Source organism: Streptomyces sp. NPDC052236 (genome assembly GCF_044548015.1).
In the GTDB taxonomy this organism is placed as follows: domain Bacteria; phylum Actinomycetota; class Actinomycetes; order Streptomycetales; family Streptomycetaceae; genus Streptomyces.
The window spans coordinates 139,624-152,196 of record NZ_JBIUBL010000025.1 but is presented as its reverse complement, the minus strand read 5'-3'; the positions used below and the strand labels follow the sequence as shown (position 1 = coordinate 152,196).

General features: G+C 67.4%; 11 protein-coding genes. 5 read left to right on the top strand and 6 right to left on the bottom strand.

Features of this window, described 5'->3' with window-relative positions; genetic code table 11:
- From ACIHCQ_RS33340 to ACIHCQ_RS33330, 3 genes are all read right to left on the bottom strand, one after another.
- On the bottom strand, nt 1–649 hold a 649-nt coding region (locus ACIHCQ_RS33340), incomplete at its 3' end, for a hypothetical protein (protein WP_399670893.1).
- Between the two features lie 124 nt (nt 650–773).
- A complete protein-coding gene (locus ACIHCQ_RS33335) occupies nt 774–2,273 on the bottom strand; it encodes a PKD domain-containing protein (RefSeq protein WP_399670890.1) in 1,500 nt (499 codons plus the stop codon).
- Between the two features lie 266 nt (nt 2,274–2,539).
- Nucleotides 2,540–3,160, bottom strand: coding sequence for a hypothetical protein (locus ACIHCQ_RS33330; protein WP_399670887.1), 621 nt, complete (start codon nt 3,158–3,160; stop codon nt 2,540–2,542).
- Between the two features lie 304 nt (nt 3,161–3,464).
- On the opposite strand from ACIHCQ_RS33330, the gene ACIHCQ_RS33325 reads away from it, so the two are divergent.
- The 5 genes from ACIHCQ_RS33325 to ACIHCQ_RS33305 all read left to right on the top strand — a co-directional run bounded on the left by ACIHCQ_RS33325 (nt 3,465) and on the right by ACIHCQ_RS33305 (nt 9,551).
- Complete coding sequence (locus ACIHCQ_RS33325) at nt 3,465–4,961, top strand: hypothetical protein (RefSeq protein ID WP_399670884.1); 1,497 nt, start codon at nt 3,465–3,467, stop codon at nt 4,959–4,961.
- Nucleotides 4,962–4,980: 19 nt separating this feature from the next.
- The gene (locus ACIHCQ_RS33320) at nt 4,981–5,358 is read left to right on the top strand and encodes a hypothetical protein (protein ID WP_399670881.1); all 378 of its coding nucleotides are present in this window, start codon (nt 4,981–4,983) and stop codon (nt 5,356–5,358) included.
- Between the two features lie 11 nt (nt 5,359–5,369).
- The gene (locus ACIHCQ_RS33315; protein WP_399670878.1) at nt 5,370–6,497 is read left to right on the top strand and encodes a polyprenyl synthetase family protein; all 1,128 of its coding nucleotides are present in this window, start codon (nt 5,370–5,372) and stop codon (nt 6,495–6,497) included.
- Nucleotides 6,498–6,594: 97 nt separating this feature from the next.
- Nucleotides 6,595–7,293, top strand: coding sequence for a twin-arginine translocation signal domain-containing protein (locus tag ACIHCQ_RS33310; protein ID WP_399670875.1), 699 nt, complete (start codon nt 6,595–6,597; stop codon nt 7,291–7,293).
- Nucleotides 7,290–9,551 (top strand): geranylgeranyl reductase family protein, encoded by a 2,262-nt coding sequence (locus ACIHCQ_RS33305; protein ID WP_399670872.1) that lies wholly within the window; start codon nt 7,290–7,292, stop codon nt 9,549–9,551. The genes ACIHCQ_RS33310 and ACIHCQ_RS33305 overlap by 4 nt, the downstream gene beginning before the upstream one ends.
- A 358-nt stretch (nt 9,552–9,909) precedes the next feature.
- Here ACIHCQ_RS33305 and ACIHCQ_RS33300 read toward each other — a convergent pair whose 3' ends face one another.
- The 3 genes from ACIHCQ_RS33300 to ACIHCQ_RS33290 all read right to left on the bottom strand — a co-directional run bounded on the left by ACIHCQ_RS33300 (nt 9,910) and on the right by ACIHCQ_RS33290 (nt 12,447).
- Nucleotides 9,910–10,407 carry a hypothetical protein gene (locus ACIHCQ_RS33300; protein WP_399670869.1) on the bottom strand — a complete coding sequence of 166 codons (498 nt, stop codon included), beginning with the start codon at nt 10,405–10,407 and terminating at the stop codon, nt 9,910–9,912.
- 26 nt (nt 10,408–10,433) lie between these two features.
- The gene (locus tag ACIHCQ_RS33295) at nt 10,434–11,204 is read right to left on the bottom strand and encodes a hypothetical protein (RefSeq protein ID WP_399670866.1); all 771 of its coding nucleotides are present in this window, start codon (nt 11,202–11,204) and stop codon (nt 10,434–10,436) included.
- A 97-nt stretch (nt 11,205–11,301) separates the two neighbouring features.
- Nucleotides 11,302–12,447 (bottom strand): hypothetical protein, encoded by a 1,146-nt coding sequence (locus ACIHCQ_RS33290; protein WP_399670863.1) that lies wholly within the window; start codon nt 12,445–12,447, stop codon nt 11,302–11,304.
- Nucleotides 12,448–12,573: the final 126 nt, after the last annotated feature.

Below are 12,573 nucleotides of genomic sequence, written 5' to 3'. Positions count from 1 at the left end.
CCCCCAAATCGTTGATCGCGTACGCCGCGGCGTCGGTTGTCCCGGGCGGCAGAGCGAGCTCGGTGATGGTGCCGTCGGCCTCCCACCGCACTGCGCGCCCAGTGAGATCGGTGAAGCCGGACTGTCCGACGACGACATCGGATTCGTTGACGGCGTACGCGAAACTCTCGGTGAAGGTGCGGAGCGTACCGAGATCGGTGATTTCGCCTGCCGCGTTCCACCGCACCGCGTGTGTGCCGTCGTTCTCGGTCTGTGAGCTGCCGACGATGGTTCCCGATTCGTTGATGCCGGTGGCCCAGCCGAAGCCCTCGGGGAGCGTGCCGAGGTCGGTGATGGTCCCGTCCGCCGACCAGCGCGTCGCGGTGATGCGAAGAACGTCCCCGTCAATTGTGGTCATTCCTACGACCACGCCGGCGTCGTTGATCGCCATGGCCCCGCTCTCCGCGGCGTCGGGGAGTGAGCCGAGGTCGACGGCCGGCGCGGCGCCTGGCCACAGCACCGCGTGGCCGGCCCCCGCACCGACGGCGTGTCCGGCGCTGTTGATGGCGCCGGCCGAGCTTTCCGTGTCGGCCAGCCCGATCGTACGGCGAGGCAGCCTCGCATCGTCGGCGTGACTGGATGCGGCAACCATGGCCAGCATCGCCGCCATCCCCAGCGTGATGCCTGAACTGCGAAGGATCCCAGCCGCCAACCAACGGGGCCACGCGCCTGAACCCGGTGATCGAGAGTTTCTGTTCATGTCTCCACCTTCCAGTCACTCCTGGTGGGTTCGGTCACGACGAGGGTTGGAGCGCGGCAACGTCCAGGTCACCGCGGTCGTCGATCACCGTCAGCGTCAGTCCGGACATGCCGGCCGCCGAGAGCGGACGGGAGACCTTCTTGCCCTCAAGGACCGTCCCGTCGCCGAACTCCCACAGGTAGGTGCTGATGCGCCCGTCGTCATCGGACGAGCGTGTCGCGTCGAGCGTGATGGTGGTCCCGCTCTGGCGCACGTCCATGTGGGCAGTGGGAGCGGCGTTCGGCTTGGCGGTCTCGGTGACCGCGACACGTACCTTCTGCTCTGCCGAGCCGGTGCCCTGAAGCTCGATGGTCCAGCGGCCCGCGGCCGGGGTACGCACTGACCTGCTGTCGAGGGAGAAGCCGTCTGGGGTGCGCACCTGCCGCGCGCCCGCCGGGGGGACAGTGGCGGCTTGCTCGCTGGGTGCCCGGAGCGTCATGGTCACATCGCCGTTGTCCCAGGCCGCCTGGAACGCGACTGCGGGGCCCCCTGCGAGGGTGACCGGTACGGTGGTGGTCTGGCCCGGACGGACGGTGACATCCCGAGTCAGCCGCGCGGGAGACGGATCGCCGCCCAAGGTCGACGGCGCCTGAGGAGCGCATAGGTCTTCTTTGAGGCGCAGCGCCGTCGCCTCGTATCCCCACTTGGTCGGATGGAACGAGTCCTGCAACCTGTTCCTTGGCCTGACCTTGTTCAGATGCTGCTGGTCTTCGGGAACGCCACTGCACAGCTCATGGCCGTCAGAAATCTCTTGGATGTCGACCGGGACAACGCCGGGAGTCGCCACCGCGGCCGCGACGATGTAGTCGTTGAGTCGCCTGACCCAGTTGTTTATCCACAGCTGGTCGCTGAGGTGGATTAATGAGCACCGTTTGGCGCGCGGCAGGAATAGACTTGTGCCGTCTTCCCCGCCACCGACTGGGAAGAACCGGGGGTAGGTGAGCGCAAAGACCTTCGCGCCAGGGGCCCGGTCGAAGATGTCAAAGAAGATTCCTTCGAGCCGATTCAGGTCGCCTGGCTGGTTGCGCTCTTGGAGCTTTGCCAGTCGTTCCTGAAGTTCGGGCTCTTTGTCCTTCGCGCACTCTCGCCGAAGATGGGTGGCGCAGTATTTCACGACATCACCGAATCCCATGTCGTTGCCTGTGACCCCGATCGTCACATGGGAGACTCCAGACGAGATCCTGTCAATCTGTGGCGGCTCACCGTTCTTTCCGGCGTAAATGTCGGCCGTGACCGCTCCACTGCAGGCGGCATGGAGCAACGGGATCTTGGCGCCGTTGGTGTCGCGGAGCGTACCGTCGGTGTCGATGAGCCGGGCATGCGACAGTGGTGACCGCTGGCACTTCCCACTGCTGGAATCGTAAGTGTTCGTGCCGACCCCTGCCTGGTAGGAGTCGCCCATGGCTACCCACAACCCGTCCGCCTGAGCCACTGGATCTGCCTGAACTGCGGACTGGCTTGTGCCACTCACGGTCGCCGCGAGGATGACCGGCACGCCGAATAACGCCATTCGGTGTCGCTTCACGAATCCTCCAGACTGTGCCCGGGTGATGACCGGACTCCCGGACCGGCCAAGAACATCGCGACCGAAGAGTCATTCCTTCAGCCGCAGGAAGTCTTAGGCTCCACAGCGGCTCGGCGCCGCTTTATCAAGAAGTGAGTATCGAGCCGTAGGAATCTATGTGCCATTGAGCGCTCGCTGAATCGCTGCAGCTTAGCGGCTTCTCGTATCAACCGATGAGTATTTCCGGACGGATCCTGTCATGAAGCGGGATTCCACACGACGTTGTAGTCCGCGGTCCACGTGACCTCCTCGTTCAGTTCCAGGAAACCCCAGCAGGCATCGCTGATCTCCGAAATGGTGATCTTGGCGCTGGCGGGATTCGGCACCTCCGGTTTCGCAGTAATGAAGGCGTTGCGGCGACTGTAGGCGATGGGAAGACCCCCAGTCGCCTTTCCCGTACATCCCGCCCCTGTGAATCTCACAACAACGTCAGTGAGGACCGCATCGATAAATCCGGGTTGTTCAGGATCAAACTGCACGGCGTCGACACCCCAGGTTCCTTCCATCTGGATGTTGATGACGCCAACAGGGGTGGAGCAGCCGGTCGCCGAAAAGGATTCAATACTTCCGGCGTTGGACTGGGAGGATGCCGAGCCGCTCGCCACTGCACGCGTCAAGCGGAGATTCAGCCCTGTTCCCCGCACCTCCGACGAAGTGCAGAAGAGTCCTATGCCGGTTCGCGGCATGATGACCTCGGCGCCATTGACCGAGGTCGCGACGAAGGGTTCCACTGCGGATGCTTCCGACGCGGTCGGCACCGCCGCAGGGCCGGCCGCCAAACAGCTTGCGAGCAGAATTCGAGATGGCATTCCAGGCATAACGAAACCCCTCGCCCATTGGATTCTCGCATCCTGGAGACTACTTCATCGCAATACAGGCGACAAGAGACCGGGCCGACTGCCGGTATTTATCGCAATCTAATAACGCCGGTCGCGTGAATTGTCATCGAGCGACAAAAGAAGCGGCCGGGCGCGGAAACCAGTCACTTCCCAGCCTGTTCGCTGCGGGGCTCTTGACGAGGGCGCAGCGGCAATCGAAGCTCGGTCGGTCAGGGGCAGTTGGGCTCAACCGGCGTTCTGGGTCGCCCTTCGGCGCTGACCGAGCGAAATGCGAGGGGGCAGGATGGCGAGTCCGCTGGAGTGGCGGGAGGCGCGGCCCAAGGTCGCCGAGGCCAGGCGCCGGATATGGCGGGACTATAGCCAAGATCCCAACATCGTCGGTGTCGGCTTCGGTGCACGATTCCGCAATGGACGCAGGTTTCTTGACCAGCCCGTTTGCAGCGTATTCGTAGTTCGTAAACTGCTCGATGACCAGCTGGCGCCGCAGCAGCGCCTGCCGCGCACCGTCGACGTCGACGGCGCCACAGTGGAGATCGACGTTGTGGAGAGCGGCCGTTTCCACGCGTACGAGTTCCGAGCCCGGGAACGGCCCGCGGCTGCCGGGATCAGCATCGGTCATGGTGACATCACCGCAGGCACCCTTGGCACCCTCGTGACTGACACCTCCACTGGCAACCTGGCGATTTTGTCGAACAATCACGTGCTCGCCAACAGCAACAAGGCCAAGATCGGCGATCCTATCTACCAGCCGGGACCTGCCGATGCGCCCAAGACCCCCAACAACATCGTTGGCCGCCTCGCTCGATTCGTCCCGATCTCCTTCGGCGACAGTACCAACCGCGTGGACTGTGCCATCGCCGAACCCATCGGGGGCGGTTGCGACCTGCTCGATGACATCAAGGGCGACATGACTCGCCCCACGGCAGAGCAGCCGGCCGTGGGGCTGCTCTTCGCCGGCGGCGGTTTTCACACCGTCCTCAACCCGATCAACGACGTCGTGGCCGAACTCGGGGTGGAGATGACGGCTGGTCCACAAGCGCGGGTAGGACCCAAGGATCTCCTTCCCGGCACCCCGGTGCACAAAACCGGGCGTACCACCGAGTACACCACCGGCCAGATCTTGGGCATCGACGTGACGGTGGTGGTTATGTACGCGGACGGGCAGATTGCCCTGTTCGACGGACAGATCTTGACGAGCGGCATGTCGTGCGGTGGCGACTCGGGCTCGATTGTGTGCCGTGGCGGGACGGGCGCGATCGCGACGGCGGACTGTCTCAATAACTGCGCGGCCCTTCGCGCTGCCGAGGACCTGACCGGGATCCCGTTCACGCAGGAGTGGGTGGCGATCCGGCACACCCGCGACACATATTTGCAAACCACGCTCCTCGGGCAGTGGGCACTCGAGGTCTTCTTCGCCAACCAGGAAAGCGGGCTCAGCACCGCGATGGCCACGACCATGGCGAATGACGACCGTGCGTTGGCGCAGGCGCTGTACGCGCAGTATGGAACCGAATTGAAGCGCGCGGCCTTCGACCCCATACACCACGACCTGCAGGTGACGGAGCAGCACATCCGCGACGCCGAGACGGTGCTGAACCATGCCCGCCCGTACTTGACCGATCCGGAGATCCAAGCTGCCGAAGAGATCTTCTCGATGGCGCAGGAGAACGTGGGCAAGTATGCGAGTGAGCTGCGGCCGCTGCTGGACGATCAGGAGACCTATGAGCGGATCAAGGGAATCATTGACGCGACCGGCTCGGTCATCGACCCGCGTCCCTGACGGGCCCGTGACCCCCGCTATGGCCGCCTTCCTGGCCCTCGCCTCGGTCGCCTTCACTGGCTGCACGACCTCTGATCCGGGCGAACCGGCCATCAGCGCCTCCTCGAGTCGTCCTGCCGTCGAGGCTGGCGGCGGCGTGGAGTACGCCCGTGCCAAGAAGGTGCTGGAGCGGCACAAGGACACGATCTGGCAGCGCTATCGGGGCGTTCAGGGATTCGCCATCGAGAGTGCCCTCGACGCCCGCGACCGCCGGCCGTCACAAGACCCGATCTTTAGGATCGTCATCTTTGTGGGCCTCCCGGCTAACGTGCCAGCCACTCCTGAGTCGATCGAAGGCGTACCCGTGAGGTTCAAAGTCAGCGGTGTCTTCACCGCCCAGCCTGCGCCGGGCGGATAGTGGTGCCGAGTATGGAGCCGCACGTCGACGATGCCGCGCAGCGGCCGGCCTGGCTGCTTGACGAGCCCGTGTTCGCACAGCTGAATACGCTGGAAGGGGTGCTGCGGGACGCTTTGCACTGTGCCGACGCCGATCTCGCCGACGCTGCCCTCCATCTGGTACGGCGCGGCGGTAAACGGCTTCGGCCCACGCTGCTGTTCCTCGCGGCCGCGGCGGTCCAAGAACAAGCGGCTGCTGCCCCAGCCGCGGTGCGGCAGTGCGACCCGTTTCGGATCAAGCCACCGAAGCCCGCTGCGACGGTGCCCACCTCCGTTCCGCATATCGCGCAGTGCTCGGCGTCGCGTCAGTCTGCCCCGGAGGCTGACCTACTGAGGATGGCGGCCGCTGTAGAGCTGCTGCATGTGGCATCGCTCTACCACGACGACGTTATGGACCGCGCCGCTTCCCGTCGCGGCGGGCACACGGCCAATGCCCTGTGGGGTCAGGCCACGGCGGTCACCGCCGGCACCTTCGTTGTCGCCCGGGCCATGCGGTTGCTCTCCCGGCTGGACCCCCAGCTGGCCGCCTGGGCCGGGGACAGTGCCCTCGCCCTGTCAGTGGGACAACTGCAGGAAGTCGAGAACGCCCACTACCTGGGGCACCGGTTGGAGTCCTACACCCGGATCGCGGCGCGCAAAACAGCTGTGCTGTTCGAACTGTCCTGTCGTGCCGGGGCCTACCTGGCCGGAGCCGGCCAAGCGGGGATCGATGCGCTCGGCCGGTACGGCAGGTGTGTGGGGATGGCCTTTCAGGCGGCCGACGACATGCTCGACATCACCTCTACCACGGCGGCGCTCGGGAAACGGGCGGGGAGCGACCTGCGTGAGGGAGTGTACGGCCTGCCCGTGCTCATCGCCCTCAGCCAGAACTCGCCCGCAAGCAGGCGGCTTCGCGTGCTCCTCGGTAGGAGCGACCTCAGCGAAACCGACGTGGCACAGGCGCACCAGCTGATCTCAGAGTCGGGCGGAGTGATCGGCGCCGGCAACATCGCGCACAACTACGCCCACCAGGCGGTGGCGCATATCTCCGAGCTGCATGACAGCGCCGCCAAACGATCGTTGGTCGGCCTGACCCACTACATCGTGCTCCGGCGGCACTGATCAGCGCCATGGACAGCTACCTGCGCAGACCGTAAATCAGGGAGGCCTCATGTCAGATCGTCCAGACCAGCCGCCGCTTCCAGAGGAGCCAGACCGTATGACTGAGCGGCCGCACCGGGTGCCGCAGACGATGCAGATCCGGCCGGAGGCACGGACGGCGAGACCACTGCGGTCCAGGCCGCCGGCAGCGGCCTGGACTCGGCGCGGCTTCCTCAAGGCCGCCGGAACGACGCTCGCCGGCGCGATGGCCGCGTTCGGACTGTCTGCTGCCACCCTCACGGCCACGGAACCACCCGTGGCGGGTGCTTCCGGTACGGCCGGCGGGCTGACCACCGCTCGAGTGCGTGCCTTCCACGCTCTGGCCGACGCCCTGGTGAGCACACAGGGCACCGCCGACGCCCGCTCGGCCCTCCGTAGCGCCACGAGTCGGCTCACGGTCTGGTACGAACACGCCGGCGTGCAGCGGCGCCAACAGATCGACGAGGCGATCGACTCCCTTGAGGACGGACTCGACCCAGGATCCTTCGCCGAGCAGGACACCCGGGTCAGGCTCCTCACGCTCGCCCAGCAGCTGGACGGCCCTGCCGAGATCAGAGTCGTCACCGCCCTCGGCTTCGCCGCGGGAGCCCTGAGCAGCACCTACCAGACCCTCAACGACGCCCCCGCCGCCGGTCAGCTGTACGCCCGCATGATCCGCGCGGTGCCCGCCCAACGAGGCCCCGGCCGGACACCGCGGGAAACACCGGAGCAGACAACCACGGCTGCCATTGACGCCGCGCCAACCTGCGCCGCGTGACCACGCAGCGCCCTCGCGTTCCGCGCACGGTACCTACCGAGACGGAAGTCGTGGTGGTCGGGGCGGGACCGGCCGGTTGCTCAACCGCATACCACCTCGCGCTCCGCGGACATCAGGTGGTCCTGCTCGACCGGGCAGCCTTCCCCCGTGACAAGACGTGCGCAGGCGCCGTAACACCGGCCGGGGTCCGTCTGCTGGCGGGGATGGGAGTCTGCAACCGCCTTCCCGGAGCGCAGAGCATCGAGGGGGTCACGGTATCGATGGGCCCGCCCGGGAGCCGCCGCTCCCGTGAATTCAGGTACGGGCCGGCTACCGAGGCCGCAGGGCACTGCGGCCTCGTCGTCCCCCGCACCGTCCTGGACGAGGCGATCGCAAGCCGGGCCGAGGCGGTCGGGGCCACGTTCCATGAACGCGTGCTGGTCCACGGCCTGGTCCGTGTGGGCGATGCCGTCGAAGGGGTCGAGGTCTCCACCGGCCAGGAGACCACGACGCTGCGCGCCCGGGTGGTGGTAGTGGCCGACGGTGCTGCCTCGCCCTTGGCCCGCCAGGCCCAACTGGCCGCCCCCGACGGCCGCATCGGGCATGGCATCAGCGCCTCCTTCGATGCAGTCAACGGCCTTGGCAGCAACCTCCACTTCTTCCTGCCGCTGGTAGACCCCATTGCCGATCCGGCGCAGTCACGGCTGCCCGCCTACGGCTGGATCTTCCCGGCCGGACCAGGGCGCGCCAACATCGGAGTAGGCGTGGCCGATCGCTGGCCCGCGGACCGGCTGGCGGCTCTGTTCACCCGTTTCGTCGATGAACTGCGCACCGCACTGCCCGGCTTCTCTGTCGCGCGGCCGTTGGATTCCGCGCGCCGGGCGCGGCTGAACTTCGGCTTCGATCCGCACCGGTCCTGGGCCCCGGGCACCCTCGTCGTGGGGGATGCCGCGGGACTGATCAACCCCGCCACCGGCGAGGGCATCAGCTTTGCACTGGAATCAGGCAAGATCGCCGCAGAGGTCATCGACGCACAGCTCACGGCGAAGCAGCCAACGGACCTGTCCCACTATGCGAATAGGCTGATCACGCGGTTCAGCGGCCACTTCGAGGCCGGTGGCCACGCTGCAGGCCGGCATCGGCTGGCCCTGCGGGTGCTCGAGGACACCTTCGACTCGGAGCAGCCCGTCTTTGCCCTGACCCGGCGCGCCATGCTCAGCCCCGATCTTGGCGCGGATACCGCCGGGCCAGATGACGTCATTGACGTCCATCACTGCCTCGACCGGGACTTGCGCGTGGCCTCGCGCCTGGTCGCGGTCAGTGAGATCATCGCCGACACCGTACGTGACGACTGGCCCTTTCTCCTCCGCGTCCACACGCTCAGCTATCCACGGCACATCGTCACCCTACGCCCGGCCCTCATGGTCCTGCTGGCCGCTCAGTTCGGCGACTGCAACAGGAAGAACACCGACCGCGAACGCATCCTGGACCGGGAACACGGCCTCCTCGGCCTCGCCGCAGCCGCCGACCTGGCCGCAGCTTCAGCCATCGCCCAGGCCAGTGTCTCGCCGGGCGCCGACATCGCGGACCGTCCGAACTGGGGCACCAAGTTCGCCGTTCTCACCGCCGACCTGCTGCTCGCACGGGCATTCCAGCTCTGCGTGACGGGCCGTGCGGACCTGACCACCCTCCTGGCGCAGGGAGTGGAGAACACCTGCCAGGGACGCATCCGCGAACTCGCGGCACTCCACACCGATCACCGACCGACGACGGCCGAACGGCTGGAAACGGCCACGGCCACCGGCCTACCGGCCATCTTCGCGACAGCCTGCGAGATCGGTGCATCCGCAGCGGGAGCCGCTCCAGACCATGCAGCAGAGTTGTCGGAATCCGGCAGGAAACTCGGCCTGGCACTGCACCTTGGCGACGACATCCGACGACTGTCCGGGGGAACCGACCGCCTCGGCCGGAACGCCAAGGCCGATCTCGACCCGATGTCGGACAGCCTGCCCGTCCTGCTCGTGCTGGATGCAGGCGGGCCCAACGCGTCCCGGGTGCACGCCCTCCGCACTGGCTCGGGCGCGGGCCAGGAGCGCGTAATCGAGTTCGTTGACCTGATCGAGCGGAGCGGCATTCTGAACCACGCCCGCCGCCTGGTCCGCCAGGCCACCCACGATGCGACGCAGGCGCTGGTGCGGCTTCCCGACGGACCCGCACGCCGGTCACTGCTCGCCATCACCCAACACGTGGAGGGAACCAGCCTTGGTGTTTCACGGTGAACGCCACGGGCTCTGGTCCACCGCGTCTGACGGCTGATGGCAGTTCCATGCCCGGTGTACACCAATAGCCGGCCAAGAGCTGGTCGAGGCCGAACACCGCCACCGAACACCGCCACCGTGGAACAGGTCTTCGGACTCCGACCTACATGCCGTCAGGAAGCTCAAGGCAGACGCATCTGGCTCATTCTCGCGTCGCTCGCGCACAATCTGATCTGCGCGCTGGGCACCCTGCCCTCCGTGCTCAACGCCGAGGCCCATGGTGTGCCGCACATCGCAGCGCAGGGGGTAGTCGGCATGGGGTATCCGCATCAGTGGCAGGGAGGGGGAGCCGTGCCCGCCGGGGCGGGGCAGCGGCTGGTCAGAAGTGGGGGTTCTCGGTGGGCCGGTCCGCTTCGGTGGCCGCTTGGAGCAGCTCGGTCAGGTCACCGGGCTCGGAGGAGCGTTGATCGATCCACCACCCGGCGCGGGTGATGGATCGAGCCGCATCTTCGATCTCCTTCCACTCCGGCTCACTGGTCTTGCCTTCGAGGACCAGGGCGGCATAGGCGGAAGCCAGGACCTGGTGTCGGCAGCGCACGCCCCAGGCGACGGCGCGCTCGGTCCCTTCCAGGGGCGGCATCCGGTACTGCTCCGACCAGGCTTGGGACTCGGCCTGCTCTTCGGCGCGCTTCGCTTCCAGCCATGCGGCCTTGTCCTGCTCGTCGCCCTCCTTTGCGGCCCGCCAGCAATCGGTGCACTCCTGCTTGCCGAGCCACTCGGCGAACCCTGCGCGACGGTCGGCCGCCCGGTCGGACAGGTCGCGCTCGGCCTGGTGCCCACAGGAATGGGTGATGTGCCAAATGGTCTTCACGGCCATGGGAACTGCTCCATACGGGAGTTGGGTCAGCGGTTGAGGGAGAACGCGATGCGCGGATCCACCGGGCGGGCCGCTGGGGCGGAGGCGGCGGGCGCGGGAACCGGCGCCTTGCCGGGCAGGCCGGCGCGGGCGGGGCTGGCGGCGAGCGCGGCGGCGCTGATGGAGAGCTTGTGGGTGGTGAAGCCCTGGCTGCGCTCGTGGGGTGCTGCCGTCGTGGGCGCGGGCGGACGGCGCGCGGCTACGTCCTGGGCGAGGAGGGGTTGCACGGCTACTTGGAGGTCGGCCCGGTGCATCGTCAGCGTGGCGTTGGCGACCTTCCCGAGCGCCGCGCTGCGGTCGGTGGTGATGGGCAGCGTGTAGATGTCCAGGTTCGGGTTATGCCGCCAGCCGTGCTCTTCCAGGATGAGTCGGCTGCCGAAGGAGGAACCGTCGGCGGTGGCGGCGGCAACGCCGAGCCGCGGATGCTCGGCGAACGCGACATCTGGCTCAACGCGCGGGGGCCGGTCGCGGGCGGGCGCTGGTTCGGAGGCCAGCGAGGGGTCGAACGCGGGGTCCACATCAACCTGGTAGCCGGCCTTGCGAAGCAGCGCGACGGCCCGTGTGGCGCGGTGCTGCCCGTCACGCTGTTGGTTGGCCAGCGCGTACAGCGTGGGATGGCCGGGGACGGGGTGGAAGTCGAAGCCCTTCAGCATCCAGGTGCTTGCGGCCAGTTGCTTGGGGTTGGCAGCGACGATGCCGAAGTCGGGGTGGCGGCCGACTGCGACGTCGGGCAGCGGGTCGTGCTCGGGGGTGGGCATGGCGAATCCATCCGATGCGGGCATGGGGAGAGGGGCGGTCGAGGGCGTGGATGGTTCTGCTGGTGCGGGACATGGCGGGCTCCAAGCTGGTCAGCGGTCAGCGACCGGGCGCGGACGAGGGGCGGGCGGGAGGAAGTGCAGGCCGTACGGCTGAAGTTGCTGGGAGCACGGCTGGGGCCGTGCGCCGTGCGGTCGGCGATATCGCGAGAGCGGCGGCGACCCGGGGCACCGCAGGCCCCTCCGGCGCGACTCGGTCCACCTGGACCTGGATCCTGTCGGGATGGTCGGTGTGCCGGTCGGCCAGGTCGCCGCGCATTGACCGAATCTCAAGCGCGTAGGAGTCGAGCTTCTTCGTGATGTAGCGCAGTCGGTTCGCGTAGTGGGGATCGGCGTGTTCGCCCAGGCCCTCCCACCAGTCGGCCGTCGTGTTGAGGGACTCGACGACGCGCTGGAGAACGCCGTCACCGGGAGCTGTCAGCTCGCTCAGCGCGGCGACAGCCTCGCTCGTGTGGGCTGCCGACTGGATGGATCGGGTCAGGTGGCCGAGCCGGTCGCCGATGCTGAGTCCGTGATCGCCGGGGTACGGCAGGCTGGGGTCGAGCAGGTCGGGATCGCACGAGACGTCGAAGCCCTCTGCCTGCAGCATGTCGACGGCCCGGGTCACCATCTGTCGCTGCTCGACCAGGTCGGTCATGGCGGAGGGCAGTCGGTGGAAGCGCTCGCGGAACAGCACGACGGGGACGAAGCCCGCACGGTGGAGCACCGCGTCGGCAGCGCTCTCCTGGGTGAGTCGCCGGGATTCTGGTCGGGGCGGCAGGCCGAGCTGGTCCAGGCGCGCGTCGATGGCGGCGAGCATGCGGGAGAGGCTGCCGCCGTACCGGGCGTGATGACCGTCGGGCTCCGAGTCATAGATGACTTCGTGGAGCATGGAGTCATCGGGATGCCCGCGAGTCACCAACCAGCTCTCTGGATACCCAGGCGGATGGTCGGTGGCAGGTTCCTGGGGCGAGGAGATGACCAGAGCGCTGCCATCGGGGAGTTCGGCGCGCACGATGTAGTCGCTGAGGCCGTACTCGACGGTGCAGGCCAGGCCTCGCTGCCGAAGGGGCGTGATGAGGTGGCTGTACTGACGCTCACGCTCCGAAATCCCGGCAGCGGCTTCCTGAGCGAACGGTTCGCTGGTGCGCGCAGTGATGCGTGTGCGCTCGCGTTGGAGGGTGACCAGGGTCTGATCGGGGCGCATGTGGTCTCCTCCGTGGCCGGTCGCCCCCAGTGATCGACGGCGGAAAGCCGCGGCCGGGCGGGGGCTGGTAGGGGCAGTGGCGTTCGTCGAGGATCCGGCGATCGGGCGGTTTGGCCTCGCCGGAAA

Bases quoted from the DNA above. Each gene is read 5' to 3' on its own strand.
- ACIHCQ_RS33330 (WP_399670887.1), bottom strand. From the start codon at position 3,160: ATGCCTGGAATGCCATCTCGAATTCTGCTCGCAAGCTGTTTGGCGGCC.
- ACIHCQ_RS33325 (WP_399670884.1), top strand. From the start codon at position 3,465: ATGGCGAGTCCGCTGGAGTGGCGGGAGGCGCGGCCCAAGGTCGCCGAG.
- ACIHCQ_RS33320 (WP_399670881.1), top strand. From the start codon at position 4,981: ATGGCCGCCTTCCTGGCCCTCGCCTCGGTCGCCTTCACTGGCTGCACG.
- ACIHCQ_RS33315 (WP_399670878.1), top strand. From the start codon at position 5,370: ATGGAGCCGCACGTCGACGATGCCGCGCAGCGGCCGGCCTGGCTGCTT.
- ACIHCQ_RS33310 (WP_399670875.1), top strand. From the start codon at position 6,595: ATGACTGAGCGGCCGCACCGGGTGCCGCAGACGATGCAGATCCGGCCG.
- ACIHCQ_RS33300 (WP_399670869.1), bottom strand. From the start codon at position 10,407: ATGGCCGTGAAGACCATTTGGCACATCACCCATTCCTGTGGGCACCAG.
- ACIHCQ_RS33295 (WP_399670866.1), bottom strand. From the start codon at position 11,204: ATGCCCACCCCCGAGCACGACCCGCTGCCCGACGTCGCAGTCGGCCGC.
- ACIHCQ_RS33290 (WP_399670863.1), bottom strand. From the start codon at position 12,447: ATGCGCCCCGATCAGACCCTGGTCACCCTCCAACGCGAGCGCACACGC.